27 protein-coding genes are annotated in these 24,717 nt (G+C 63.0%); 9 read left to right on the plus strand and 18 right to left on the minus strand.

Annotated features, from left to right (window positions below; all coding sequences use genetic code 11):
• Positions 1–9: 9 nt before the first annotated feature.
• The 9 genes from fxlM to ACFVWG_RS24960 form a co-directional block, all read right to left on the minus strand.
• Positions 10–1,266 (minus strand): methyltransferase, FxLD system, encoded by a 1,257-nt coding sequence (gene fxlM, locus ACFVWG_RS24920; RefSeq protein ID WP_391545797.1) that lies wholly within the window; start codon positions 1,264–1,266, stop codon positions 10–12.
• A gap of 43 nt (positions 1,267–1,309) precedes the next feature.
• The gene (locus tag ACFVWG_RS24925) at positions 1,310–2,446 is read right to left on the minus strand and encodes a methyltransferase domain-containing protein (RefSeq protein WP_391545798.1); all 1,137 of its coding nucleotides are present in this window, start codon (positions 2,444–2,446) and stop codon (positions 1,310–1,312) included.
• A 3-nt stretch (positions 2,447–2,449) separates the two neighbouring features.
• Positions 2,450–3,388 (minus strand): ATP-grasp ribosomal peptide maturase, encoded by a 939-nt coding sequence (gene tgmB, locus ACFVWG_RS24930; protein WP_391545799.1) that lies wholly within the window; start codon positions 3,386–3,388, stop codon positions 2,450–2,452.
• An 11-nt stretch (positions 3,389–3,399) separates the two neighbouring features.
• Positions 3,400–3,630, minus strand: coding sequence for a putative ATP-grasp-modified RiPP (gene tgmA, locus ACFVWG_RS24935; RefSeq protein WP_391545800.1), 231 nt, complete (start codon positions 3,628–3,630; stop codon positions 3,400–3,402).
• A gap of 207 nt (positions 3,631–3,837) precedes the next feature.
• The gene (locus tag ACFVWG_RS24940; protein ID WP_391545801.1) at positions 3,838–4,173 is read right to left on the minus strand and encodes a hypothetical protein; all 336 of its coding nucleotides are present in this window, start codon (positions 4,171–4,173) and stop codon (positions 3,838–3,840) included.
• A gap of 79 nt (positions 4,174–4,252) precedes the next feature.
• Entirely contained in the window at positions 4,253–4,441 is a 189-nt protein-coding gene (locus ACFVWG_RS24945) for a hypothetical protein (protein ID WP_391545802.1), read from the minus strand.
• Positions 4,442–4,656: 215 nt separating this feature from the next.
• The gene (locus tag ACFVWG_RS24950; protein WP_391545803.1) at positions 4,657–5,892 is read right to left on the minus strand and encodes an MFS transporter; all 1,236 of its coding nucleotides are present in this window, start codon (positions 5,890–5,892) and stop codon (positions 4,657–4,659) included.
• Positions 5,893–5,901: 9 nt separating this feature from the next.
• The gene (locus ACFVWG_RS24955) at positions 5,902–6,120 is read right to left on the minus strand and encodes a DUF397 domain-containing protein (protein WP_391545804.1); all 219 of its coding nucleotides are present in this window, start codon (positions 6,118–6,120) and stop codon (positions 5,902–5,904) included.
• A gap of 28 nt (positions 6,121–6,148) precedes the next feature.
• Complete coding sequence (locus ACFVWG_RS24960; protein WP_391545805.1) at positions 6,149–7,006, minus strand: helix-turn-helix domain-containing protein; 858 nt, start codon at positions 7,004–7,006, stop codon at positions 6,149–6,151.
• Positions 7,007–7,090: 84 nt separating this feature from the next.
• On the opposite strand from ACFVWG_RS24960, the gene ACFVWG_RS24965 reads away from it, so the two are divergent.
• The gene (locus ACFVWG_RS24965) at positions 7,091–7,852 is read left to right on the plus strand and encodes an alpha/beta fold hydrolase (RefSeq protein WP_391545806.1); all 762 of its coding nucleotides are present in this window, start codon (positions 7,091–7,093) and stop codon (positions 7,850–7,852) included.
• Positions 7,853–8,292: 440 nt separating this feature from the next.
• On the opposite strand, the gene ACFVWG_RS24970 is transcribed toward ACFVWG_RS24965, so the two are convergent.
• On the minus strand, positions 8,293–8,511 hold the full coding sequence (locus ACFVWG_RS24970) for a hypothetical protein (RefSeq protein ID WP_391545807.1): 219 nt from the start codon (positions 8,509–8,511) through the stop codon (positions 8,293–8,295).
• Positions 8,512–9,039: 528 nt separating this feature from the next.
• On the opposite strand from ACFVWG_RS24970, the gene ACFVWG_RS24975 reads away from it, so the two are divergent.
• From ACFVWG_RS24975 to ACFVWG_RS24995, 5 genes are all read left to right on the plus strand, one after another.
• Positions 9,040–10,209: a hypothetical protein gene (locus ACFVWG_RS24975; protein ID WP_391545808.1), complete on the plus strand. Its 1,170-nt coding sequence runs from the start codon at positions 9,040–9,042 to the stop codon at positions 10,207–10,209.
• 14 nt (positions 10,210–10,223) lie between these two features.
• The gene (locus ACFVWG_RS24980) at positions 10,224–10,679 is read left to right on the plus strand and encodes a GNAT family N-acetyltransferase (RefSeq protein ID WP_391545809.1); all 456 of its coding nucleotides are present in this window, start codon (positions 10,224–10,226) and stop codon (positions 10,677–10,679) included.
• 631 nt (positions 10,680–11,310) lie between these two features.
• Positions 11,311–12,924 carry an ATP-dependent endonuclease gene (locus ACFVWG_RS24985; protein WP_391545810.1) on the plus strand — a complete coding sequence of 538 codons (1,614 nt, stop codon included), beginning with the start codon at positions 11,311–11,313 and terminating at the stop codon, positions 12,922–12,924.
• Positions 12,924–14,606 carry a UvrD-helicase domain-containing protein gene (locus ACFVWG_RS24990; RefSeq protein ID WP_391545811.1) on the plus strand — a complete coding sequence of 561 codons (1,683 nt, stop codon included), beginning with the start codon at positions 12,924–12,926 and terminating at the stop codon, positions 14,604–14,606. The genes ACFVWG_RS24985 and ACFVWG_RS24990 overlap by 1 nt, the downstream gene beginning before the upstream one ends.
• Positions 14,607–14,780: 174 nt before the next feature.
• Entirely contained in the window at positions 14,781–15,617 is an 837-nt protein-coding gene (locus ACFVWG_RS24995) for a PIN domain-containing protein (protein WP_391545812.1), read from the plus strand.
• A gap of 138 nt (positions 15,618–15,755) precedes the next feature.
• Here the strand turns inward: ACFVWG_RS24995 and ACFVWG_RS25000 are convergent, their stop codons facing one another.
• Positions 15,756–18,854, minus strand: coding sequence for a DUF3427 domain-containing protein (locus ACFVWG_RS25000; RefSeq protein ID WP_391545813.1), 3,099 nt, complete (start codon positions 18,852–18,854; stop codon positions 15,756–15,758).
• A gap of 326 nt (positions 18,855–19,180) precedes the next feature.
• Here ACFVWG_RS25000 and ACFVWG_RS25005 point away from each other — a divergent pair, with 326 nt between their 5' ends.
• On the plus strand, positions 19,181–19,390 hold the full coding sequence (locus ACFVWG_RS25005; RefSeq protein ID WP_391545814.1) for a hypothetical protein: 210 nt from the start codon (positions 19,181–19,183) through the stop codon (positions 19,388–19,390).
• Positions 19,391–19,449: 59 nt separating this feature from the next.
• Here ACFVWG_RS25005 and ACFVWG_RS25010 read toward each other — a convergent pair whose 3' ends face one another.
• From ACFVWG_RS25010 to ACFVWG_RS25040, 7 genes are all read right to left on the minus strand, one after another.
• The gene (locus ACFVWG_RS25010; RefSeq protein ID WP_391545815.1) at positions 19,450–20,337 is read right to left on the minus strand and encodes an HNH endonuclease; all 888 of its coding nucleotides are present in this window, start codon (positions 20,335–20,337) and stop codon (positions 19,450–19,452) included.
• A gap of 64 nt (positions 20,338–20,401) precedes the next feature.
• Positions 20,402–21,157, minus strand: a complete 756-nt coding sequence (locus tag ACFVWG_RS25015) for a DUF429 domain-containing protein (protein ID WP_391545816.1) — start codon at positions 21,155–21,157, stop codon at positions 20,402–20,404.
• A gap of 109 nt (positions 21,158–21,266) precedes the next feature.
• Positions 21,267–21,716, minus strand: a complete 450-nt coding sequence (locus ACFVWG_RS25020; RefSeq protein WP_391545817.1) for a dCMP deaminase — start codon at positions 21,714–21,716, stop codon at positions 21,267–21,269.
• Positions 21,709–22,383, minus strand: a complete 675-nt coding sequence (locus ACFVWG_RS25025) for a RibD family protein (protein ID WP_391545818.1) — start codon at positions 22,381–22,383, stop codon at positions 21,709–21,711. Before ACFVWG_RS25025 ends, ACFVWG_RS25020 begins: the two co-directional genes overlap by 8 nt.
• Before the next feature lie 21 nt (positions 22,384–22,404).
• Positions 22,405–23,034, minus strand: a complete 630-nt coding sequence (locus tag ACFVWG_RS25030; protein ID WP_391545819.1) for a hypothetical protein — start codon at positions 23,032–23,034, stop codon at positions 22,405–22,407.
• Positions 23,031–23,366: a hypothetical protein gene (locus ACFVWG_RS25035; protein ID WP_391545820.1), complete on the minus strand. Its 336-nt coding sequence runs from the start codon at positions 23,364–23,366 to the stop codon at positions 23,031–23,033. The genes ACFVWG_RS25030 and ACFVWG_RS25035 overlap by 4 nt, the downstream gene beginning before the upstream one ends.
• Positions 23,363–23,740: a hypothetical protein gene (locus tag ACFVWG_RS25040; protein ID WP_391545821.1), complete on the minus strand. Its 378-nt coding sequence runs from the start codon at positions 23,738–23,740 to the stop codon at positions 23,363–23,365. Before ACFVWG_RS25040 ends, ACFVWG_RS25035 begins: the two co-directional genes overlap by 4 nt.
• 89 nt (positions 23,741–23,829) lie before the next feature.
• On the opposite strand from ACFVWG_RS25040, the gene ACFVWG_RS25045 reads away from it, so the two are divergent.
• On the plus strand, positions 23,830–24,144 hold the full coding sequence (locus ACFVWG_RS25045; RefSeq protein WP_391545822.1) for a hypothetical protein: 315 nt from the start codon (positions 23,830–23,832) through the stop codon (positions 24,142–24,144).
• A 208-nt stretch (positions 24,145–24,352) separates the two neighbouring features.
• A complete protein-coding gene (locus ACFVWG_RS25050; protein ID WP_391545823.1) occupies positions 24,353–24,715 on the plus strand; it encodes a hypothetical protein in 363 nt (120 codons plus the stop codon).
• Positions 24,716–24,717 lie beyond the last annotated feature (2 nt).

Raw genomic sequence — 24,717 nt, forward strand, 5'->3', positions numbered from 1 at the left:
CCGTCTGAACTAGCATCCCGGACCTGATGTAGACGCCTGAGGCGGACGGATCCTCAGGACGCTAACGATTAGCCACGATGCAGCCTTCTCGATCACCGCGTGGTTGAGCGCTCCGTCGATCGAGATTGCTGACCGTGGTGTGCCGGCCAGGTACGCGCGCACGGTTGGTCGGGCGTTGCGGTCCTGATTCCAGACCTCGATCTCATCGCAGAGCTGTACGGCGAGATGTCTGCCGTACGGCCCATACCCGATGGCGCCGAGCTCGAATCTGCCCTCTTCGACTTTCCTGAAGGCGAGGTAGGCCAGGCTGTCGTCTTCGGCCAGGGCTGGGCTACGGACGGGGATGGCAGGAGTGCAGAGGCAGGCGGTGACGGCGGCGGGATCCGCGGAGATGCGACAGACACGGCTGTCATGGCGGCCAGTAAGCCGTAGCCAGACACCGTCGAAGGGATCCTGCGGTCCAACGAGAACCTCGGACCAGACGGTTTCCTTGGGCTGATCAAGGACGCCGATCAGCCTCGTGGGATCGATTGTCTGGTCGGCGTCCCAGTAGAGGGTCACGAGGCCATCGGCGTCGATGGCCCCGCTGCGCTCACCTTCTTGCCCGATCATCGGGACGAAGCCGCAGAGTTCCATCGAGTCTGATACGAGGGTTTCACCGTCTCGGACGAACGCGACGCTCTGGGTCTGGCCGCGCCAGCGCAGCGGCACAACCAGGCGTCCGCCAGGAGCCAACTGCTCCCAGAACGCCGGCGTCAGGTCCCAGGCGCCGACGGTGAAGATGATGCGGTCGTACGGCGCGTTCTCGGAAGCTCCAAGCGATCCATCCCGGGTGACGACATGCACCTGTTCGTTGCCAGTTGCGTTCAGTCCTCGGCGTGCACTGGCGGTGATGTCGGGGTCGATATCGACGGTCGTGACTGAGCCGCGAGGCCCTGTGAGCTGCGCCAACAACGCGGCGTTGTAGCCGGTGCCGGCGCCGATTTCGAGGATGTTGTCGCCGGGTTGCACCTGGAGTTGGTCGAGCATCATGGCGACGATGATGGGCGCAGAGGCACAGCTGAGCGCGGCGCCATCGTTGGCGCTCTTGGTGATGACGGCAATGTCGGCATACGCGTCTTCGGTGCTGGCTTCGGGAACGAACTCGTGCCGCGGGACGGTGCGCATCGCCTCGCCGACAGCCGGACTGCTGGCATGGCCGACGCGGCGGATTCGGTCGACCATGGCCGCGCGCAGGACCTCGGGCGAATAACTGATGGTGCTCATTGGTTCCTTTGCGAGGCGGTTTGGGAGGGCTGGAGCGGCTGGACTAGATGCCGAGGAGCCATTGCTCGTCTGGGCTGACAAGGATGCTCCGGTCTGGTCCAAGTTCGACGGTCATGCGACTCAGCGGGAATCGTCCGGCCGCTTCCCACCTGGACTGGACGAGCTCGAGTTCATCCCAGAGCCGCCGCGGTCCGCTTTGGTGCACGGTGCTGCTCGCGCCTTCACCGCGTGCCCACGATCCGTCTGCGGCGAGTAGCCACAGGAGTTCAGTACCGTCAGCGCAGGTGGCGGACCGGTTCTCGATGTCCGGACTGTCGAGTTCGTACAAGCAGCGCAGTTCCCAGTCCGACCACAGATCGGGCATCGGTCCGCTCAGATCGCGTATGTGGTCGCCGGCCTGGTCGCGGGCGGCGGTGTAGACCTGATCGAGTCTGGCCGGATAGTCGAGATTCTGGCGGGTGCGCATGAAGTTGGCTGGGTCCTGTTGCACCCGGCCGCGGGCGATGCCGTCCTTACCCATGTCGGCGCTGATCAGCATGGATGTCCCGACGATGGTCGTCACGATCCGGCCGCCCGGTTGTAAGGCATCTAGCCAACTGCGGGGGATGGGCCGTACTGACACGGTGGCGATGATGCGGTCGTATTCTTCGTCAGGGAGTGAGCTGGTCGCGTCAGCCACCTCGAGCCGCGGCGCCCGGCCAAAGTCAGCTAGTCGCTCGCGGGCGGCCTGCACGAGGTAGGCGTCGATGTCGATGCTTGTGACCAGGTCGTCGCCGAGTTGGTGCGCCAGCAGAGCAGCTGAGTAACCGGAGCCGGTGCCTGCGTCGAGTACCCGATCCGCCGGCTGCGGGTCGAGCAGGTGCAGCATGCGCACGATCAGCCCAGGAAGTGTGGATGAGGAGGTAGGCAGACCAGTCGGCTGATCCTCTGGCTTCGCTTGGTCAGCGTGGAGTGGACCAACACGGGTGACCAAGGTTTCGTCGCTGTAGAGCTTCATCCATGGCTGTTCGGGGTTTGGAGCATGTAGTCCCCACGCAAAGGGATAGCTGTCAGGGATCGGCTCCCACCACCTCGGCACCAGTTGGTGCCGAGGGGTGGCGCAGACCGAGTCATGCCACTCGGGCGCCGCAGCCGTAATCTCAGCCGCGAGCTTGCGGGCGGCATCGGTCCAGTCGGTCATGAACTAGCCGTCCTTTCCTTGTAAGGCGTCGGCCATGGCCTCGACCATCGGGACACCGGCCTTGACCGCCAACCAGTGCCATTGACCGTTCGGGTTCACCTCGAAGAACACCCAGCGCCCGTCCGGAGTCACGGCGAAGTCCAGCGCGCCGAAGAACAGGCCCAGCTCATCCATCAACAACCGGACGCCCTTTTCAACGTCTACCGGTAGTTCGACCGGCTCGTAGGTCAAGGACGCGTAGTCGGTGCGCCAGTCGAGTCTGGCAGCCTCACTTCCGGCATGGATCGCAACCGGGAACATTTGCTCACCGATGACCGTGAGCCGAACCTCGTAGGCCTTCGGTACTCGCTCCTGGAAGAGATGCGCCGTTCCGGCCAGCGCGTCGTCGACCTCGGCCGCGCTGAGGACCGTTGTGGGCAAGTACCGATGACGACGATCCGCGGTGAGGACGCCACCGCTGAGACCCTTGTAGATCACCTCGGCGGCTCCGATGAACTCCCGAGCATAACCAGGATCTGAAGTAATGACCGTCCGAGGTACATCTAGGCCGGCGCGGGCCGCAACAGCTAGCTGTACTGGCTTGTAGTTCGCTGCCGAGTCCTTTGCTGGGTGGTTAATCCAACGCACAGGCAGTGATCCCAGAACGCCGAGCACTCCGACCCGTGCCTCCGACAATGCGAAGGCCCGAGCCTCGTCTGGCCACTCAGCCGGAACGCTGAACTCAGCCGGGCGACGCCACCACACCGCGCTGATCGCCTCGAGGTCGATGTCGCGGTCGCCCCACAGTCCTCCGTGCCAGCCGTTCGGACCTAACGTGACAGCCAGCCGGGAGGAGAGCGGAAAGTCGGCCGTGTCGAACCGGACAACTGATGCTCTTCGCCTGGTCAGCTCGTCGACGACGGCGTCGGCTGTCAGATCGTCGCGGCCGGTCAGAACCAGCACGGTGCCCATTGTCAGTAGTTGTCGGTCGAGTTGTCCGACCCCGGCCGCTGGCCATCGGGGATTGGCGTCTCGGTGTTCGTCTCCGGCAGCGCCGCGGCGATCGCGTGGTACGGGTTGCCCGTGGCGGAGACGTTCAGTTGCAGGTTGGCGCTGTACGACATTGGCAACTCCATCGGGGCCGCGTCCGGTCCCGATGCCAAGTGACGAACCCCGAACGGGACAGCGGTCAGATCATGGGTCATTGTGAGATCTCCTTATTGGTGTGGCGGTTGGAACGGCTGGCGCGGGCAGTCTCGTCCCTGTCCGCGCCAGCCGGTATTGGGGGGGAGTCCCTGTCTGAGCTGTCAGGGATACAGGGGTCGGGGAGCCCAGACAGGGACGTCATAGCGACGGAACCGGCATCGTGCGGCGATCACTCCGCAGCTGAGGTCGATTCCGATTCCGTCAGATCAGGGAGGATCGAGCACGATCACGCGAGCGCCGGTGAAACGCTCGAAGATGTCCTTGATGTCGTGGGGCGCGCCGAGAACCATGAAGTGCAGGATGCTCGGCAACACCACCGCGGTGACATCGTCTTGGTTGACCGATTCGACAAGGGCTTCGAATGCCGTCGGCCACGTCCCAGGCTTCTCTACGTAGGTGAAACCCATCGAGTAGCCAGACGCGAGGGCGAACTTCGTCATCGCCCGCTCCAGTTGACTGACCTGGCCGTCGGTCACCAGCAGATCCCGTCGGACATACCCAAGGAGCAACGGCTTGATGCAGTCCTCGTCGGCGGTGCTCACCCCTCGTCCCGCCAACGTCGGAAGGCATTGTTCAGCCGGTTCCAGACCCTGGCCCACCAGGAGCGTAGGCGCGGTCCACTCACGTCGGGTCAACATCTCGCACGGCCGCGATCGGTTCGTTGGTGACGCGCAAGCTCGCGAAACGGCGACGCATCGCGGCCTCGAATCGAATCGCAAAGGCTGGCTCCGCGACGTGTTCGACGATCTTGTGCTCACCGAACCACACGCAGACGCGGCTGAGAGCCCCATGCTCCATCACGGCGGTCATCGGTCGCCCCGAAGCTCGCGCCAGATGTCTTTCAGAATGACGACGCGCAGCGCCGGCGTGCCTGGCGTCAGTACCGGCATGGTCGGTCAGCTCCCTGTGTCGGGCCATCGATGTGAGGTCGAACGGCCTTCAGAGTGAATGAAACTGCATAACAGAATCGAGTATGCAGTTTCATTCAGTTGGATGCAAGTGGCTGGGGAAGGCCAGCTAGAGAGTTAGCGGCGAAGGATGGTGCGACTAGCTAGCAGTAGGCAACAGGCCATGACGATTCCGGCGGTCCAGAAGGCGGTGTTGATGCTCCAGTGGCTCGCGATGAGGCCGCCGAAGAGCGCGCCGAGCGGGCCTGCCCCGTTGCCGATGGTGCGGAAGCTGGTGACGATCCGCCCGAGCATCTCGCGTGGAGTGAAGTGCTGTCGGGCTGAGACCACCGAGACGGTCACGATGGATGACGCAAGGCCGGCAACCGCTAGGCAGACATCAGCAAGGATCACGGACGAGGTGAGCGCCAGTACAGGCCAGAGCAGCGCCCGGACGGCTATGGCCAGGACGGCAGCTCGTTGGAAGCTCAAACGGCGCAGGATCCGCGGTGCCATTGGTCCGCCAACGATGCCGCCGATCGCGAGGGCGACGATCAAGAAGCCGAACTCCCGATCCTGCAGGCCGAGTTCATCGCTGTTGGTGGCATAGAGGACCAGTAACGCGTAGACCATCATCGTCGTGAAGTTGGCTGCACCGGTCAGCAGAGCCAACGTACGAAGCTCGCGGTGCCGGGCGAGCCATTTCATGCCCGACCAGATGGCGATGCGCACGGATTCATGTGGAGGTGTTGGAGTGCCGTCGGTCCGGGGCGGCCGTTTCGGCACCGCGCTGAGCAGCGCCGCCGAGCCGATGAATGAGATGGCGTCAGCCAGGAATGGCAACCACGGTGCCACGACGAAGGCGGCAGATCCTGCGGGCGGCCCGACCAGTGACGTGCCCGTGGTCTCGGCGGCCGATACCGAGCCGTTGACCCGGTTCCGTAGATCCGGATCGTCATCGGTCAGGTCTGCCACGACAGACTGCGCCGCTGCCCCGTGGAAGACCGCGCCGACCATCACAACAAAAGCACCAGCTGCGAGCAGTGAAATATTCACTCGGTCAGCGACGACCAGCACGGTGATGAGAGCGACAGCGATGCCACGGGTGAGGTCTGCGATCACGAGTGTTGAGCGGTGTGGCCAACGGTCGACCAGGGCGCCGGCGAACGGTGAGACCACCAGCCACGGAAGAAGCGAGGCGGCAGAAACCACGCTAATGGCGATGGGATCGCGCGTGACAGCGGCAGCCGCAAGGGGCACTGCCGCTGTCCAAGCGCCATCGCCAATGGACGAGATGGAAGCCGCTGCGATGACGGCTCGCAGTCGTGCCGGGATGGCTGGTCGGCTACGGGCCGGGGCGGTCGCGTCTTCCATCTCTAGCGACTACTGGTCGAACTCGCCCTTGCGGGCGCCATCGAGGAAGGCCGACCACTCCTTGGGCGTGAACATGAGGACTGGGCCGCTTCGGTCAGTCGAGTCGCGTACGGCGGTCCAGCCACTCGGCTCGGTGGCGATCTCGACGCAGCCGTTGTCGTCCGCGCTGAGGGTTGCCTTGTGCCAGTTAGTGAAGGTGGTCAGTTCGGGGCGGTTCGGAGACATCATGGCAGTGCTCCAATCGGTTGGTGTTCGACTAGGAGGCGTTGCGTGCGCTTGCGGCAAGCCAGTCCAACGACTCTTCGGGAGACAACGCGGCTTTTAGCATTCGGTGCCAGATCACGGCGTAGATCGCCAGATCATCGCTACCACCCAACGCAAGACCAACGGTCGGCGTCTCGACTCGCACCACGGCTGCCTGATCGGGATCCTTGTACGTCACCCAGACGAAACCGGTCATCGGTGACATCTCCATCGCGGCGTCGTTCAGGATCACTTGCAGGTTGATTCGCGGTGCATGTGCGCTGAGTAGGAGTTGTTCGAGCTGGGCTTGCCGCAGATGTGCGTTCCCCTGCGGGACCCAGCGTGCGGCGGCCTCAGTCACCACGACGTGGTACTGCGGGCCGTCTTGGTTGTCGCGCAGGCGGTCTCCCCGCTTCATGCGCATCGCCACGGCTTCGTCGACATCAGTGCCGGCAGAGAACCGGGACGACTCGATGACGGCGTGGGCGTACTCGGGTGTTTGAAATGGTCCAGGCACCAAGAAGGGCTGGAAGTGTCGGATGTTGCTGGCTAGTTCGTCGAGCTCCAGCAGCTGTCGCTGTCGATCCTCAAGGCTGCCGCGGTGGACGGACTGCCAGCTGCTGATGTCGGTGACGACCGCCTCAGCCAGCGCCATCACTCGGTCGCGATCTCCTGCTCTGGCCTCGACGGCATCGAGCCAGCGTGCGATGACATCCATGGCTGGACGAGCGGTCACGTTGGTTTCGATGCGCGACACCTTGGCCTGCGAGATGCCAACCTTGGTTGCGAGTTGTTCACCGCTGAGACCTGCCAGGCTGCGGAGCCGCCGTAGCTCCTGCCCCAGGCGGGCACGCTGCTGCGGAGGTGTCATTTCCACGGTCAGCCGCTCTCCTCACGCCACCAAGGTCTATTCAGTCTCATGCATCGTAGCGGCATCTGCCGTACGATCGTCGATATGGCGGCTACCCAAATCGACGTCGGCGGCTACAAGTTGGCCGCAGAGATCACCGGCAGTGGCGCACCAACTGTGGTGTTCAGCTCCGGACTTGGCGACGCGGGTGAAGCCTGGGACGCGACCGTCGCCACACTTGAGTCCTCCGTTCGGCTTGTGACCTACGCGCGTGCCGGTATCGGCGACAGCGAATCGCTACCGGACTCCACGACACCGCCGCGGTCGTTCGGAGCGACCGCCGAGGAGTTGCATCGGCTCCTGGCGGCTGCAGACATTGAGGGCCCCTATGTAGTTGTTGGTCACTCGATTGGTGCCGTGATCGCGCAACTCTTCGCTGCCCAATGGCCGCAGGGGATTGCTGGGCTAGTGCTCGTCGACCCGAGCGATGTCCAGTTGTGGCTGGACGTCGAGAATCCGAAACTTGTTATCGCTGATGGCGACCGCGATGATCACGCCTCCTTCGATGTGAAGCTCGGCGCGGAAGAGGTCGCGGCCAGCCGGCGCTCCCTCCATGTGCCTAGTGTCGTCATTACGAGTCGGGTTGGTCGTTGGCTGGAGTCGAAGACCCCGGATCTCTGGCGACCGTTCAGCCTGGAGGCTTTGGATAATCGCTGGCAAAGCGGGCATAGGACTCTCGCCGCCGATTTGGGCGCGACGCAGAGAGTGGCCGAGGTAGGCGGACACTACGTGCAGAACGATCAGCCGGAACTCGTGGCGGGGGCGATCGACGAGCTTGTCCGGCTTGCCTCTCGGGCGCGCCTGTAGTGCGGCGATTCATCCGTTATCGCGAAGTGGTTGGCGCATAGATCTGAGCCGTCCCATTCATGAACGAATCGTCGCCGGGCTTGGTCTTGCACACGACACCTCCGGGTGGTTGTTGACTCTATCTGGAACGGATGCCCCGGCGCTGACTCGCTCTCAAACGCCGGGGCAGCCGGCTTATGGGGGCTGTGGCCGAGCCCTCCACGGGGGAGGGGAAGGCTCGGTCACAGACCAGTACCGACGAGACCGGTGGCTGTGCAGGCGATTCACTACACGTGATGAGCTGAGAACCACGACTCCCCACCGGACCCGCCAGTTCAGGGGCCCGGATCGTAGAGCAGGAAGCGAGCCCCAGTGGCTCGCTCAAACTGGACCTTGACCGCGGCTGGATCGTCGACCAATGCCAGGTGTCGCCACTCTGGCAGCAACACCGTCGAGATTTCTTAGCGGTTGACTGACTCGATGAGAGCCTCGAAGGCGGCCGGAACAGCGGCTGGCTCCTCGACGTACGTCGAGCCCATCGTGTAACCCTCGACCGTGGCGATCGCGGCGAACTCTTTCTTCACCCGTTCAAGGCGTTGATCAGACAGATACAGGTCTCGGCGGACGTACCCGAGAAGGAGTGGCCGGGTGTAGTCGGTCACCGTTCCTCGTCCATCCACCGGCGGAATCTGGTGAGAAGACGTTCCCAGAACAGGGACCACCAGCGCTGGTGCTGACCGTTCACGAGTCGGCAGCATTTGAGTCCACCACCAGGGGCGCCGGCTCATTGGTGATTCGGAGGCTCGCGAAGCGCTGCCGCATCCCGCCTTCGTACGTCGCCGCGTCAGCCGGCGGTCCGACGAATGTTGCGATCGCGTGCTCACCGAACCAAACTCGGACACGGTGATTCGGAGGGACGAACCCGTAGGCGGCCATCATTCGCCGCGCATCTCTTCGGCGATGTCGCGAATGATGAGGACGTAGAGCACAATCGCCAGTCCGGCGAGTACGACCACCATTTCAGCCCCCTTGTGTAGCGATTTGACTGGTCTTAACGACATTGCCCGGTCACAAGATCTAGGCTGGCCGACTACTCTGAGGGTGAACAAGGTGACGGGAGGTGACTGCAGGTGACTCCTGAGGGGGAAGAACGAGAGTCACCCCTGGCCCGGGCCCGGCGAGAGCGTGGCTGGAGCCAGGTCGCAGCCATGCGTCGGTTTGAGGCGGCTGTGCAGGCAATGGGACAGCAGAGCCCCGCCGGCGCGTCGCTTAAACGCATGTTCGCGTACTGGGAACGAGGTCAGCGAGCCGTCACCGTATCGGTGTACCAGCGGGCTTTTGAGATCATGTACCAGCGATCGGCCGCCGACCTCGGGTTCGAGACACCGACACCGGTCGTCAGTCATGACGCCAGCGAGACGCTGCCCGTTGACGCAGACCTTGAGCACCTGCGGCGATCGCTCGATGAAACACTGACCCATGGGGTGACGAGCGATGCCGTCATCGATGACTGGGAACAGATGGTGGAGCGGTATGGGCGAGCGACCCGTGACCGCCCAGCTGCGCTGCTTTTGCAGGACCTGGGCACAGACCTCGAACACATTCGGCGCTCCGTAGACGGATGTCGATCCAGTCTCGGCAAGCGCCGGCTTGTTCGTGTGATCGCTCAGATGTCCGGGCTATTGGTGTTAACCCTGGTCAAGCTCGACGATCGCACTGCTTTCCGACGCTGGGCACGCACCGCACGCGTTGCCGCGACCGAGGCGGGCGATCCGGAGGTCGAAGCTTGGTTGCTAGCGCAGGAATCATACGGCCACTTCTATAGCAACGACCTGTCCGAAGCTGTGATAGTTGCCGAACACGCGCAAGCAGCGTCGACGGCGCCCAGGGGAGTAGGCGGGCCTTTGGCAGCTGCACTCGAAGCTCGGGCGCACGCAATGATCGGCGACGGACGAGCAACCATCCGCGCTTTAGAAAGAGCTGAGTCGATGGTTGCCAACCTGGAAGGCGACGCGCTGACTCCTTCAGCGTTCGGCTACAACGAGGCTCAGCTCAGGTTCCATGCTGGTAGTGCCTACACCCGTCTCGGAGATGTCCCACGGGCTTTCGCAGCTCAAGAGAAGGCCCTCGCACTTTGCGCGCCAGGTGACTACACCGATAGCGCGTTGACCCACTTGGATCGGGCCGCCTGCTGGGCGATCGAAGGCGATGCGACCGCAGCGGCGACCGAGGTAGCCTCGACGCTCGTGGGGCTGAGTTCGGCGCAGCGCCAGGGCCTGATTGACTTGCGAGCAGTTGAGGTCATGACGGGATTCTCTGAGCAGCAACGCAAGCTTCCCGCGGTGCAAGAACTGCGTGACCTGGTGAGGCCGGCCTGAAAGGAATCTCTGCTGTGACTGTGGTGCGTCCTGCTCGACCTGAGGATCTCGATCACCTGCTCGGACTGACCGAGGAGATGGATCGGTTCTACGGCACGACCGAGTTCGACCCCGTCGAAGTGCGCAGCCAGCAGCTACACGATGCAATCTTCAGCGACTCGCCTGCCGCCCATGTCTTGCTCGCCGTCGACGGCGAGACGGCGGTTGCCTTCGCCGCGTACTCGTTCTTGTGGCCAGCGGTCGGGTTGACCCGCTCGCTCTACCTCAAGGAGCTCTTCGTCTCCGGGCAACAGCAACGCAAAGGCATTGGCCGGGAGTTGATGCAGGCGCTGTTCGACCTCGCAGTGAAGCATGACTGCAGTCGAGTCGAGTGGACGACCGACCGGGACAACGCCGAAGCACAGGCGTTCTACGGATCGTTCGGCGTCGCTCTGGTCGAGTCGAAGCTCTTCTATCGGCTGGAGATGTAGAGCTTTCTTCGGCTGCCGGGACCTGTAGGCATCCCAGCGCAGGCCACAGCCCTGTAACGCCAAGCCCGAACCTCCGATGTAACAGAGGAGACCCCGCCCAGAGTCACCGTTCGTAACCGGATGAGTCGATTCTCGTTAACATGGCATGAGGGTCAGCGGGAGCACGCCTTTATAACAGTTCAATCTCGGACCATTGTCGAACGTGCGTTCGATTGTTCTGTTTTCCCGTTGCGTTCGGCAACAAGTCAAGCATGTCGTGACTGCGTTCTCACGCTCAAGACAACGATGGCACTGCGCAAGTGATCTGGCTCACAAGGTTCAGCTTTGTTTCGAGCCCCCGTTTTGTCGTCTTACACGGGTGTTGTTATCGCCTTGGAGCGCTGACGTGCTGTTGTACAGTCATCGTCGAAAGATGCGGAGAGGCCCCGGCCGGAAGTTCTCCGATCAGGGCCTCACCTGTCATTTGGCGTGACCTGGGTGACGGTACTCGCTGTGTGCGTGTAAGGCAAAGCTTGCCGAGCATGCTGATACAGAAGTACAGGGAAAGTTACTAAGCCGTAACTGCTCTTACCTGATTGGCGGGCTTCTGCCGGTGGTCCTGCGCAACATGCGCGATCACAGGAGAAGGAACATGCACCTCACCCGTCTACGGGTCACCAATCACAGCCGGTTAGCCGATCTCGACATCGAGGTCCGGCGGCACCTCGTCCTGGTCGGGGCGAACGATGTCGGGAAGTCGTCTCTGCTTCGCTGCCTGGACCTGTTGCTTGGAGCAAGTACTGCCCAGCTCTACGCCCGGATCACCTCTGACGATGTTCGTGATCCTGAACTCCCCTTCGTGATCGAGGCCGAGCTGACTGGTTTCGATCAGTCCGATAAGGCGCTCTTCCCGGACGAGATCTCGATTAGTGAGGCCACCGGGGACGCGAGCTTGACGCTTCGCCTGTCGGCAACCTTCGACAGCAACCAGACCCTGTCGGTCGAACGGGCTGCTCCCGGTGGTGGCACAGGCCGGCAGCTCTCACGCGAGCAGGTGGCTGGTGTGGGATGGCAGTTGCTTGGCGCAATGTCGGCCTCTCGTGATCTTCGCGACGACCGGAAGTCGGTTATCGATGACATTCTCCGGACGGTCGAGCTCGGGACGGAGAAGGCTGATTTCGAGGCCATCGCAGCCCAGTTGAAGGGACAGCTTGGCGCGTCCGACGTACTCGGTACGTTGCGGACCAATCTGGCAAGCCAGCTGTCAAAGGCTCTGCCAGATGCAGTGGGCAAGGATGACCTTCACTTCGTTCCAGGGGCTACGGCTGAGGAAGACGTTCTCAACGATGTCCGCTTGCAAGTGTCCAAGGATGGTGTCCCGCGGAACCTCGGCGAGCAGTCCGATGGAACTCGAGCGCTCTATGCCATCGCGCTGTATGACCTGGTCAGTGTGGGGGCGAACATGGTTGCGATTGATGAGCCGGAGGTGCATCTACACCCAACGAGTCAGCGGAATCTTGCGAAGCTGCTTCAGAGCAGCGCGAATCAGAAGTTCATCGCTACGCAGTCAGCCGACATCGTTGGTGCTTTTGCGCCAGAGTGTGTAGTGGTAGTTCGAGGCGGTGGGGTCATAGTCCAGCCGGCGACGAACTTCCTAACCAACGAAGAGCGGATGACTGTCCGGTGGTGGGTCCGAGACCGGCTGGAGCCGCTGACTGCTCGCCGGGTTGCTGCGGTTGAAGGGATCTCCGACCGGATCATCCTCGAATGCGCAGCTGAGTTGACGGGAAGGAACCTCGATCGTCTTGGGGTGTCGGTCGCCGAGACCGGAGGCGCTGGCGACATGGGAGCGATCATCAAGCTGTTCGGCAAGGATGGCTTCGATGTCCCGATCTCCATGCTTATCGATGCAGATGCCGCGAACGAGACCGCCGCCAAGCTGGGCGTGCCGGTTTCTGATCTGAAGCTGAACTCGGTGTGGGTTTCCACCCCTGACCTTGAAGCGGAGTATGTCGCAGCGCTGGGCGCGGATGCTGTCTGGTCGGCTGTTTCGTCATCGCCGCATTTCAAGCCAAACGAGTTGACTGTCGGCCCAATCTCCGGCACTGGGGGCTCTCGGACCGAGGCTGATGTCGCCGCGTTCTGCAGGTGGAACTCCAAGTACAAGGTTCGGGCTGCGATGACAGTGGCACCGCTTCTTACGGCCTCGTCGGCGTCGGCTATTAGCAGCATCGACAAGTTGCTCAACGAAATCGCGACGCTCTGATGGTTACTCCGACGACTGCGCAGGCGCAGGTACGGGACCACGAAGATCTAGGCCTGCTTGTTGTGGCTCCGGCAGGGTGCGGCAAGACCGAAGCCTTGGCGGTCCGGATCGCCGGGATGCTCTCACGAGGGACTATTGCTCACCCGCAGCGAGTCTTGGTGACTACCTTCTCTAACCGCGCTCGCGACAACATCCGTGATCGCCTCCGCACGTACATCTCGCCGGGAGTCATGCGAGATCGTGTCACGGTCTCGAACTTTCACGGCTTCTCAGCTCGCCTTTTTCGGGCTCACGCGTCAGTGATAGGCCTTGACTCCGACATGATCCTGCCAGAACACGATTGGGTGGCCGAGCAGATTCGCGAACGCGGCCTGGGATACGAAGAAAGGCGTGCCGTGGAGGACATCCTCCGTGTGGCAAATCAGGATGGAGTGGACGACTCCACCCTCGAAAAGCATCTGATTGCCAGAGGCAACGGGGTCGCACTCGACATCGAACGGCAGCGGCTAGCTGAAGGTCGCTTAACTTATGACGACCTTCCGCGTATGGCTGAGCTCATCCTTAACCATGACCTGGTCGCTGACCTGTACCGGAACCACTTCGCTGCAGTAGTCGTCGACGAGTTCCAGGACCTGACCCCCCAGCAACTTCGGATCGTGAACCGAGTCGGCTACGGCAAGACGACGTATGCGGGAGATCTTGCCCAGGGCATCTACAGCTTTGCTGGAGCCCAGCCTGAGGTGATCGACAAGCAGGTGCGAGCTGAGTGTCCCACGGTGATCAAATTTGCCGAGTCACACCGCTCGTCTCCGGCTGTCCTTGGGATGGTCAACGCCCTTACCGGGTGGACGGGCGGCCAGACACTAACGTGCGCGAATCCAGATTCGTGGCCGCACGGTGGGCTGGCTGGACAGGCCACATTCGGGACCGTGGCAGCTGAGGCCGCTTGGATCGTCGCAACCGCCCGATCTATGTTGGCGTCCGCGCCAGGGCTACGTATTGGAGTTATCTCACGGACTGGGCCGCGCCGCCGTTTCGTCGATGACGCGTTCAAGCGTAGCGATGTGCTGCATCACAGGTGGGACGACGGCGTGCTCGACACCGAGACGGCGACGATCCTCAAGGTCATGCTGCTTGGACTGACTATGTCCGAGTTTGTACGTTCATCCGATCAGCTCGCGTACCTCCGAGTTGCTGCTCGTTTCGAAGAGGTGCATCCACCCACGCGGGACTCGCTCCGTGATGCTCTTGACTGGGTCTGGGATCTGCTTCGCGACGGGCTCAGTCCGGACCAGGTGCGAGCGCGGATTCGGATCGGTGACCAGGAGACGTTGCTTACTGCGCCCGGTGTCCACCTGCTGACCGGCCATATCGGCAAGGGCCAGCAGTTCGACTTCGTGATCGTTGTCGGAGCTGAAGAAGGGTGCATCCCAGACTGGAGATCAGAGAACGACGCGGCCGCCCTTCGGGAGGAGGCACGAATCTTCTCCGTCATGATCTCCCGTGCGCGGCACGGGTTGATCATCTTGAACGCTCAGAACGTGCCGACCTTGGCCGGCAAAGTACGGGCGAAGCAGCCATCACGCTTCCTGCAACACTTCAACACATCGATCTCTGTGTACGGGAACGGTGTCAGCAATTGGCTGAACGCTGCGTCATGGAACGACATCGAGTCTCGGTGAGAGGGGCTCGCTGATGGCGAGTGCCCGCTTAGTCTGCGTTCAGGCCCGCGGTCATCGATGAGGACCGCACCGAAACTCACTACCTCACTGGAGGTCTAACTAATGCTCGTCCGGCTCATGCCAGGGGCAAATCGAGATCACGTTCTGAGTACTCTGCGGCAGATCACTACTGATGTGCTGAACCTTGAAGCCTTCGGCGGAACGAACCAAGAGCTGTACAACAAGTACAGCTCTTGGGTGCGTGACTCCGTTCGCATGCTTAGCAAGCTCTTTAGTCCCGCTGACATCGAGAACTTGCTGCTGACAAGACGCTACTGGGCCCTGCAGGCAATGGGCGGCGGCGAGGTTCTTGTCGCCATGCGCTATCTCCTCAACACTGAAATCGAGGAGCGCCATACTGTCTTCGCTGAGACGCTCGACCGCCTTACCGGCGAGTTTGGCCGCTGGGGCGGGCCGGGGCGACTTGTGGTCGCTGACACGTCGGTCTACATGGATCACGAGCAGAAGTTTGAGGACCTTGAGGTGGACAAGATCCTTGGAGCCGATGGCGACCTCGTCCATTTGCTCGTTCCAGTTGCCGTCATCGACGAACTAGACAACCTGAAGCGCGGTAAGGACCGATGGCGGCCCGGCCACACTCTCGCCGTGCTCGACAGGGTTCTGGAGAAGCCAACCGAGATCGCGACTATGCGGGAGGCGGCCAATGACGTTGGCAAACTCACCGTGGAGATCGTGTTCGACCCTCAGGACCACAGCCGCCTGCCGATCATGGACGAGGAGATCATCGACCGAGCTTTGGCGGTGCAGGAGGTGGCAGGGAGGCCGGTCACGCTCATCACGTATGACACGAGCCAGTCGACGCGAGCACGGGCTCGCGGTCTGACGACGATCAAGCTCAAGCGAGATGAGTGGGAAGAGGAGGTAAAGACAGCGGAGAAGCCGAGTGATGGCAGGCGGAGCAGACGACGTCCGGCCCCCAGAGAGTTGGACGATTCGGCCAGCAACTCCTAATTGAGCCGAGCACCCCCTATAGCGGACGCAGATCTAACCAGCGTGCCAGAAAGGTCTCAGCTACCTTCGCGGTCTGCCCTGGATCGGCCGAGACAAAGCTCGGGATACCGCAGCATGCGGATGTGCGCCGTATGTCGGTCAGGCTACGACCGACGCTGACTGGAAGAGGTCGGTGGGCATGGGGTGGTCTAGGCGCCAGGTGATGGCTATGGGGCGGTCGCCGGTGTGGGTGGTGTAGGTGGCTGGGCCCAGGAAGAGGTAGGGGGAGGTGCCTAGCTCGTTGAGCTTTTGTTCGCGGGTGAAGATGAGGATGTTCGAGCCCTCGGCGCGGTGGTTGATGTAGCGCTGGCCGGTTGCTGAGGCTACTGAGGTGATGCTTTGGGACTCCCAGTGGAACAGCGTTGGGCTGATGGCGTAGTCGCGGTACATCGTGGTCGGGGAGTAGTCGGCCTCGGACTTGTTGAGTGTCACGAAGAAGGCGTCGATGCCGGCTTCCTTTTCGAACAGAACTCCCTCGCGGAACGTGCTGGGTCGGCGCTGGAGGCTCGCGTAGTTGAGGGCAGCGAGGATCTCTTCGCGTTGGTACCGGGCGTGGACACGTAGGGGGATGCCACGCAGTTGGCCCGAGAGTCCGAGGGTTCGGTGGCGAGCACGGTCCATGGTGAAGTCGATGACCTGGATCAGTTCGTCACGGAGGGCTTGCTCTGCTCGGAGTGCGTCGAGGCCGGCGTCGTACGAGGCGAAGCCGCCACTGTCAGGCCACAGCGAGAAGAAGAGCATTCGGGCATGGATGCGCTGCGCATCAGTCAGCTCGCTGTACGACGGCGCCGAGTCGGCCAGGAGCAGCTTGTAGGTCTGCACGCGATCGAGGTCGTCGACGTGCGCTAGGGCACGGACCCTTCGAAGGAGTTTGGACTCACGGGCTGTGCCATCGCGCGTGGGCAGGCCAGCTTCTCGCCGGAGCGTCGTCCAGCTTCTTCCGTTGCGCAGGATGTCGCTGAGTTCGACGCCCGACTCGCGGACGAAGGTCGGTAGGTCCTGGTCGCCGTGAGATCGCAGATCGCTCATCATGTCTCGCCAGCGGCCGGTGACCTGGGTGCGGAGGTTCTCGAGGACTGCGTTCTGGGTTACCGCGTCCAGCACGATCTGGCAGCCCGAGGGCAGGAAGGGGAATCCTTGTTCGACTTGCCGCTGGAGGCCCCTGCGGGTCTGGCCTGTGAGCGCCCTGAAGCGCTTGTCGAAGCGAAACTCCTTGCGTTGGTGTCCGACGAAGTCGAGAGCGGTCAGGACCGGCTTGCCCTGTGCCTGACGGAGGCCACGGCCCAACTGCTGAAGGAAGACGGTTGGGCTCTCGGTCGGGCGGAGGAAGAGGACGGTGTCGACCTCCGGAAGGTCTAGACCCTCATTGAACAGATCCGCGGCGAAGAGCGCGTTCACTCGGCGATCCTTCAGATCACGAAGAGCGCGGTCTCGGTCTGCAGTTTGCGAACGCCCAGAGACTGCAAGCGCCGGGATGCCTGCATCATTGAAGACCTTGGCCATGTATTCGGCATGGGCGATCGATACGCAGAAGCCCAGAGCGCGCATCGCATGGACGTCGGTGAGCTTGTCCTTCAGCTCGCGGAGGACGATCGCGGCGCGTCGGTCGTTGCCGGTATATAGGCCCTCGAGTTCCTGCTCGTCGTATCGTCCTCGCTTCCATTGCAAGTCCGCGAGGCTGGTGCCGTCTGCGATGCCGAAGTAGTGGAACGGGCACAAGAGGTCGTCGGACAGCGCATCCCAGAGCCGGAGCTCGACCGCAGTCCTGCCGCCAAAGTAGGACTGAAGATCGAAGCCATCGGTGCGCTCCGGCGTAGCAGTCAAGCCCAGGAGCTCAATGGGCTCAAGATGGCCTAGGAGCTTCTGGTAGGTCTTAGCTGCGGCGTGATGGAACTCGTCAACGACCAGGATGTCGAAGGACTGGGCCGGCAAGGTGGTGACGTCGTAGTTCGACAGGGCCTGCACTGAAGCGAAGACATGGTCCCATCGCTCGGGCCGCGCGCCGGAGAAGTACTCCTCTCCAAAGCTGGCGTCGTTGAGGACCTCGCGATAGGTGCGCAGCGACTGCTGGAGAATCTCGCGTCGGTGAGCGATGAAGAGTAGCGACGGCGCTTGGTCTCCGCGGGCGAGCGCCTCGTCTCGGAGGCGTCGGTAGTCGAGTGCAGCAATGACGGTCTTACCGGTTCCCGTCGCTGCGACTACCAGATTGCGGTGGCGATCGTGGACCTCTCGTTCGACGGCGAGAGTTTCGAGCATCTCTGCCTGGTAGGGCCGAGGGCGTACCTCGAGGCCGGCTAGCGAGATGGTGACACGATCCGACGGCTTGCGGTTGCCAGCCTCTGCCAAGGCGTCGTCGAGGCGGTCGCGGTCGCGCTCCGGGTCGTAGGCCTCGAAGGTCGAGTCGTTCCAGTAGGTGTCGAACGTCGCGCCGAACTTGTTGAGGAGGCTCGGGGTGGCGATACGCGACAACCGAACGTTCCACTCGACTCCGTCCAGGAGTGCGGCGCGGGACAGATTCGACGATCCGACGTATGCAGTGTCGAAGCCCGTGGTACGGCGGAAGAGCCAGGCCTTGGCATGCAGTCGCGTACGGAGTACGTCGTACTGGATCTTGACCTCGGCGCCGAAGTCGTTGACGAGACGGTCGAGTGCGTGGCGGTCAGTGGCTCCGAGATAGGTCGTGGTGATCACTCGGAACGGTCCACCGCGCTGTCGTAGCCGCAGCAACTCGGGCTCGAGGAGCCGGAGCCCGTACCACTTGACGAAGGCGCAGAGGAGGTCGACCTCATCGGACGTGTCGATCTCGGCGCGCAGTTCGGAGCCGAGCGCCGGCTCGCCGTGAGCGTTCGTGAGGAGGGCTGCGTCTGACAGCGGAGTGCTTGGTCGGGTGCCGCCTGGTTGGTGCACGCCCGGCCCGGCCGGAGGGTAGAGCGCGAGTAACTGGCGAGGTGTCTCGTCGGGCAGCAGGTCACTCTTCGACGTCAGGCGGCTGAGCAGGTCGTTAACGAGCGCAACGCGTTCGCCCTGATCGCGAGTTGCACCGAGCGTTCGGAGTACGGCGTCGCGGACATGTCGGGCTAAGACCTCGGGTTGGTCCGCCTCGTCTACGTCGTCAATCAGCGACGTGAGTCCGTCGACCTGATCGAGGACGTCACGCAGGCCGTTGGTTACGAGCGCGTCATAGATTCCAGGCTTCATCCAGTCACCACCTCGCGGAGAGCTTGCCAGATACCGCCGACAATCGCTGGACTCGCCGACGGCTGAGCGTGTTGGTGTGAGGCTCCGCCGGCTATGGTGGTGTTGATCGCTATCGAGGCTCCAGAGATCTCGCCTGCGTTTGGTCCCTCTTCGAGGACCCGCAGCGGGCTGGCATAGCAACCTCGCGATCGCATCTTCGCCCACCTTTTGGGCGTGCGCGGCAAGAACGTGTGCCGTCGCCTGGCTCCTCCCTCCTCAGCTGCTGCCGTCCCCGATTCGTCGGTCGGCGAGCTGCAGCTGGCCACCATCTTTAGCAAGGAGACGACATGATCGACCTGACGCGGATCACCATCCGTATCGGCGGCAACAATTCGCAATTTCTCAATGTGGACCTCGACGGGAAGGAAATTGGGTTCTTCGAGGTGTCAGATCGTCGCATCGTCCGCCAGCGGTCTCATGAGACGCGGCACGATTACATCCTCGACGAGATGCGGCGGGTCTTTGAGCCGGTCCTGATCGCGGCAGAGCGCTCTTAGGTCCGCTTCTCTACCCAGTGAAGCCGGGTTGGCGTTCGCGCCAACCCGGCCGAGGAGCTCTAGCTTGCCTTGAACTCGTTGTATCGCACTTCGAGGAGCTCGGTGCTCGGACGCTCAATCTTGCGGCGAGGCAGGGTGATCGTAGTCCCGTGCATCTGCTGGAGACCGTACTTCAGCATGGGGCCGTCCCGTTCCTCCAGCAGCTCTCTGTTGATTTCGACCACGTTGTCTGGCCGGATGCCCATCAGGTTCTGGTCATAAGCGGCGTGATGGATCTTGCAGAGGCTGAGCCCGTTGCTGATGTGTGCCACGCCCGCCTCATCGGAGTCGGGCACGATATGAGCTGCGTCCAGGAGTTCGCCGTGCTGGAGGCGGCATACCGCGCAGCGCGTCTCGTAGGCGCGGATGACTGAGGCCCGGAACCAGGGCTGATGCAGGCGCCTGCGGGTCAGTTGCTGGGCGTACTCCTTGGCCCGAATATCGAGGCTCTGCGGTTTGACGAAGCGGAGGGATTCGTCGAGGGCGATCAGGAAGTGACGCGCCTCTTGGTCGTCTTCGACGACGAAGACCGGGAAGATTGGGACGAAGATGCCCGCTTTGAGCTTGCGGAGCATGATGAGCGGAAGGCTGAACTCGACGGCAGCTCGGAGCTTTCGATTGTCTCCGTCGGTAGAACCAGCGCGATACGAGTAGACAAAATAACCCTCGTCGACCTCCCGGTCGTCGTACGGTCCGTCGGGGGAGCTGACGATCGATAACGTCACATTGAGATCTTGGGGATTCCAGATGCCACGCGACTGGTCGATCAGGCGTCGCTGCCCACCATCGATGGCGAAGTTGCTCAACTGCTCGCGCGTGACGACGCCGCCTCCCTGATCGCGGACGTGCGCCAAGCGAACCATGATGCGTTCGCGGAGCTTGAGATCGTCGGACAGGCTCAGGACCACGTGATTCCCTCCGGCTGAGCTACATCGGCATCGTGATCCTACGCAAGCCCAAGCCGTTGACGTCTCAGGCTGAGTCGTAGGCGCTGGCGATTTGGAGGGTCACCGGGGTCAGGATGTAGCCGCTCTTCATGTCACCCATCACCCGGACGGCTGTCGGGTTGGCTACCGCGTAGGCCGCGATGTAGGCGCAGACGATCGCGTCGATCGAGTCTTCGACCCGTGACAGTTCGACCTTCCGCTGAGCCTGAGTGACGGCTTGCCTGATTCGTTGCCAGTCGGGGTTGGCCGCGAGAAGGAGCGGCGGAGATGCCTGATGGAGTCCCTCAAGGTGGTCGAGGAGGCGAACCAACTCGAGTCGTAGATATTCCAGATCGCGGCCGGGTTTGTGTTTGTACTGGAGGATCCGCGGCAGATCGAAGAGTACGACGATCGCTGGGTGCGGGTAGACCTCCACTGCGCGGCGTTCGGACTGGCCTTGGGGATCGACGGCGAGTCCGAGCTCGTCGGCGAGGCGGAGTGCCCGGGTGCCGTCGGCGAAGTGGGGCTTCGAAAGGTTTGCCGAGTGGCAGGACGCGTTGTATTTGCCGAAGTGGCGGTTCACCATGCTTTCGCAGGGGCGGTTGCCCGTGGGGTTGGTGACAATGATCGGCGCGTCGATAGCCACCAAGCACGGGCCGGTCGTCCAAGGCGTTAGCCAGTCGACTATCTCGCTGTCGGTCTTACGCTGAGTCGCAGCCAGCAGTCGTCCGGACGCGTCAAGGACCGCGAGTCCGGTCATGTTGTTCTGGCCCCAAGCAAGATCCACCCCGACGTAATGCACATGTCCTCCACCTGAGGGCGAGCTGTCTCTGCTCGTTGACTTTGAACAGTGACGCTAGCGCTCGGGAGACCAAGGCAACAGATCTCCTTGGGAGTTCGCCGATAACCGCCTACGCGAGCAGGTGGGCGTTGATTTGGCGTACGGCGTCGGCGAGGTCGGGGTATTCGATGACCTCTAGGCCGGCGGCGGTGAGGAGTTCTACGCCTTCGCAGTCTACGAAGATGGAGGGTTCGCGCCAGGCCATGACTACGCGGGTGATGCCGGCGGCGATGATGAGTTCGGTGCAGGTGCGTGGGTGGGAAGAGCGCTTACTGCATGGTTCGAGGGTGCTGTAGATCGTTGAGCCGGGTAGACGCGGGTCGTCTGCGGCGAGTTTGTTGATGGCGACTTCTTCGGCATGGTCGCGGAGGCCGGTCTCGCGGGAGTAGCCGGTGGAGATGGTTTGGCCGGAGGCGTCGAGGATGATTGCGCCGACTGAGAACGCGCTCTCTAGCGGGGGGCACGAGCGGGAGAGTTCGATGGCTTGTTCTAGCCAGTAGCGGTCGTCGTGGTCAGTCATCAGCAGCCCTCTCCAGGAGATAACGCAACAAAACTACGTCACCGATCTGGCGGACCTCCGTGAGGTCCATCCGGCGTGTGGAGTTGTGGGGGAAGTTGCCCGGGGCTACGAAGCTGGCGGCGGCTGGGTCGCCTACGAAGAACGGGGCGATGACGAGGTGGAGCTCGTCTGCGAGGCCGGCGGTGAGGAACTGGGTGTGCATGGTGGTGCCGCCCTCGACCATGAGCCGTTCAATGCCGCGGTCACCGAGGTCCCGCAGTACTGAGTGCAGGTCGTTGGCCTCGATGACGGTCGCGACCTCGCCGAGTGTGGCGGCGGTCTTTTCGAAGGCTGAGGTGTAGACGAGTTTGTCGATGTCGCCTTCGGTGAAGAAGCTGGCGGCGGGGGAGAGGTCGCCGGTCGAGGTGATCGTCACCTTGGCGGGGGAGAAGGGCAAGCTGGCGGCGACGCGGCGGTCGCGGCGCTCCTGGGAGCGGACCAGGAGGCGGGGATTGTCTACGCGGATGGTGTTCGCGCCGACGAGGATCGCGTCGACGCTTGCCCGTACCTCGTCCACCCGGTCGAAGTCCTCGTCGTTGGAGAGGAACAGGCGTTGGTCCGTGGCGTCGTCGATGTAGCCATCAATCGAACTGGCGGCCGACAGTACGACGTACGGGCGGTTGGGCATTCGAGCCTCCGGAGTGCTGGATCAGGGTTCGCGGCTGGGTGGGCCGTTGTGGCGCGTCGGTGTCTGCGGTCTGCCTGGCTGGGGTTGGGCTCTGACTGCGCCTTGGGCTGGAGCGACGTTGGAGGCGGCGGCGAGAGCGCGCCGGAGGTCGGGGGGAAGGGGGAGACGGGGTGGTCCGGTTGGTTGGGCGGTCGCGCGGTGGTTGAAGGTGGGGTTGGGTAGCCCATCCAGTTCGGGGACGGGCTGACCGATTTCGCGCTGGAGTTGGGCGCCAGCTTGCTCGAAGGGGAGGTCGTCGCCGCGGTGAGCGAAGATGAGTGCTTCGCGATATGGCAGCCCGCCGTCCTCTGACTCGAACTCGCGATAGATCAAGCGGTGCGACGGACCAAGCTCCCGGCCGTAGCGTGACTCTGCGACGACGGGGACTTTGAGCTCGGCGCAGTCGCGGAGGTCGTGGTGGTTCGGTGAGAAGCCCAGACGTTTGCCGTCCAGATCGTCTTCGCGACCTTCAGCTAGTGCTCGGAGACCGAGTTTGAGAGCTCGGAACTCGCGATCGCGAAGACCGCCTGGCTGTGTCGCGGCCGCCTGCTCGAGCGCAGCGAACTTGCGTCTCAGCCGTGGGGTGATGAGGATCCGGAACTGGACAGTCATTTCTTCGGCAGGTCGGAGTCATCGACCGGCTCGTTGAGATCCCAGACGGCCTCGAGCGGGACGGACGGTTCGTCGTCGGTCAGGCTGTCGCGTGCGGCGTCGTACACGTGATCGAAGCGCGCGGTCTCGGCGGCCAGTACGGCGAGTTGTTGCCAGGCTGTCCACGGGATCATGACTGCCTCTGGCTGGCCGGCGTCGCCGATGATGAAGGGGCCGTGTTCGCCTAACCGGATTCGGCCGAGGATCTGCGGCAGGCTCTCGGCGGCCAACGTCGGATCGATCACCCAGATCCGTTCGCCCCCAGGAAGTATGTACGGCGTCTCGGCGCTCATGAGTCCCTCCGATTAGGTGATGTCCCGTGGAGTTCCGCGTCGTCGATCGGGCTGAGGTCCAAGCCGAGTTCGGCGGCGATATCTTCCAGCGGGATGGAGTTGCTTGGGTCGTTCTTGAGGCGGTGGCGGGTGAGGGCGTGGGTGGTGTCGAAGCCTTCTTCGTCGAAGACTCGGGTGTCTAGGGCTTGCCAGAGTTCGAAGGGGACGACGACTGCTTCGGGTTGGCCGGCGTCGCCGAAGATCAGCGGGTCGGCGTGGCCGAGGCGGAAGCGTTCGAGCATTTGTGAGAGCAGCTCTGCGGCGACTGAGGTCTTGATGACCCAGACGCGGTCTCCGTCGGGGAGGAGGTACGGCGTCTCGTCGTCGGTGGGCATGGGGTTCCTTTCGGTTGCGGTGCGTCGGTCTCAGCATAGGAGGCGGGGGTTGTGCCAGGGTGGAGTTATCCACAGGGCTGGAGGACTGGATGGGTGAAGGTCGTTGGGTGTTGGTGCGGGCGGGGGACGGGCTGAAGGGGAAGGCTTTACAGCTCCTGAGGCAGGAGTTGGCTGAGCAGGACTTGGCGACTCAGGAGATGCCGGGGGAGGCGATTGCGGTGGGGCTGGCCGGTGGTGCCGCGGTGGCTGACACGGTGGCTGGGGCGTTGCGGGACTGGATTCATCGGCGGAAGAGTCCCGAGGCGGTGGTGCTGACGATCGGGGCGGATTCGCTGGAGGTGCAGCGCTCGACCGTGGACGCCAGAACCAAGGAGATCAAGGCCTTCCTGCAAGGGAACGTTTGAACGTTGTGACCCTCACTGACGCGGCGTAGCTTCGGAAGTGGGCTGGACGACGGGGTGACTCGTCGCAGGAAGCTCTGCCCGGATTCCCCTCCAGATGGGTGGAGCCCAAAGGAGCCCGGAGCGCGATCGCGCCCCGGGCTCCCTCACAGACCGTTGCGGGACGGTCGCCGTACCGGGATCATGGACGGAGATCCTGGGAGGGGTGTGCGTGGGGGACTGGGTGGACGTCGTACTGCTGGATGACGATCCGGAGTTGGCGGATCGTGCGATCAGGCAGCTGCGGCGTGGGCTGGCGGAGCATGAGATCGAGACGCGGGCTGTCGAGGCGACCGCGCCCGCGGGCAGCAAGGGAGACATCGCCACGGTCAACGCGGTGGCGATCGCGCTGGGTGGGGCTGGTGGGATGGTGCCGATGGTGGTCACGATCCTGCGGGATTGGCTCAGTAGGCGGGCGGCACCGCAGCGGGTGCGGATGACGATCGGCGACGAGACGATCGAGCTGGATGCGGCGTCACCGCAGCAACAGCAGCAGGTGCTTGACGCGTTCTTGCGCCGGCACGAAGCGAGCTGAGA

It is taken from the genome of Kribbella sp. NPDC058245 (genome assembly GCF_042882005.1).
Taxonomy (GTDB): domain Bacteria; phylum Actinomycetota; class Actinomycetes; order Propionibacteriales; family Kribbellaceae; genus Kribbella.

Excerpts from the sequence above, each read along its gene's own strand:
- ACFVWG_RS24990 (WP_391545811.1), top strand. The coding sequence starts at position 12,924 with ATGGTTACTCCGACGACTGCGCAGGCGCAGGTACGGGACCACGAAGAT.
- fxlM (WP_391545797.1), bottom strand. The coding sequence starts at position 1,266 with ATGAGCACCATCAGTTATTCGCCCGAGGTCCTGCGCGCGGCCATGGTC.
- ACFVWG_RS25040 (WP_391545821.1), bottom strand. The coding sequence starts at position 23,740 with ATGCCCACCGACGACGAGACGCCGTACCTCCTCCCCGACGGAGACCGC.
- tgmA (WP_391545800.1), bottom strand. The coding sequence starts at position 3,630 with ATGACCCATGATCTGACCGCTGTCCCGTTCGGGGTTCGTCACTTGGCA.
- ACFVWG_RS24945 (WP_391545802.1), bottom strand. The coding sequence starts at position 4,441 with ATGACCGCCGTGATGGAGCATGGGGCTCTCAGCCGCGTCTGCGTGTGG.
- ACFVWG_RS24975 (WP_391545808.1), top strand. The coding sequence starts at position 9,040 with ATGCGTCGGTTTGAGGCGGCTGTGCAGGCAATGGGACAGCAGAGCCCC.
- ACFVWG_RS24925 (WP_391545798.1), bottom strand. The coding sequence starts at position 2,446 with ATGACCGACTGGACCGATGCCGCCCGCAAGCTCGCGGCTGAGATTACG.
- ACFVWG_RS24985 (WP_391545810.1), top strand. The coding sequence starts at position 11,311 with ATGCACCTCACCCGTCTACGGGTCACCAATCACAGCCGGTTAGCCGAT.
- ACFVWG_RS25030 (WP_391545819.1), bottom strand. The coding sequence starts at position 23,034 with ATGACTGTCCAGTTCCGGATCCTCATCACCCCACGGCTGAGACGCAAG.
- ACFVWG_RS24960 (WP_391545805.1), bottom strand. The coding sequence starts at position 7,006 with ATGACACCTCCGCAGCAGCGTGCCCGCCTGGGGCAGGAGCTACGGCGG.
- ACFVWG_RS24955 (WP_391545804.1), bottom strand. The coding sequence starts at position 6,120 with ATGATGTCTCCGAACCGCCCCGAACTGACCACCTTCACTAACTGGCAC.
- ACFVWG_RS25000 (WP_391545813.1), bottom strand. The coding sequence starts at position 18,854 with ATGAAGCCTGGAATCTATGACGCGCTCGTAACCAACGGCCTGCGTGAC.
- ACFVWG_RS25020 (WP_391545817.1), bottom strand. The coding sequence starts at position 21,716 with ATGACTGACCACGACGACCGCTACTGGCTAGAACAAGCCATCGAACTC.
- ACFVWG_RS25035 (WP_391545820.1), bottom strand. The coding sequence starts at position 23,366 with ATGAGCGCCGAGACGCCGTACATACTTCCTGGGGGCGAACGGATCTGG.
- ACFVWG_RS25005 (WP_391545814.1), top strand. The coding sequence starts at position 19,181 with ATGATCGACCTGACGCGGATCACCATCCGTATCGGCGGCAACAATTCG.
- ACFVWG_RS24965 (WP_391545806.1), top strand. The coding sequence starts at position 7,091 with ATGGCGGCTACCCAAATCGACGTCGGCGGCTACAAGTTGGCCGCAGAG.
- ACFVWG_RS25025 (WP_391545818.1), bottom strand. The coding sequence starts at position 22,383 with ATGCCCAACCGCCCGTACGTCGTACTGTCGGCCGCCAGTTCGATTGAT.
- ACFVWG_RS24950 (WP_391545803.1), bottom strand. The coding sequence starts at position 5,892 with ATGGAAGACGCGACCGCCCCGGCCCGTAGCCGACCAGCCATCCCGGCA.
- ACFVWG_RS25045 (WP_391545822.1), top strand. The coding sequence starts at position 23,830 with ATGGGTGAAGGTCGTTGGGTGTTGGTGCGGGCGGGGGACGGGCTGAAG.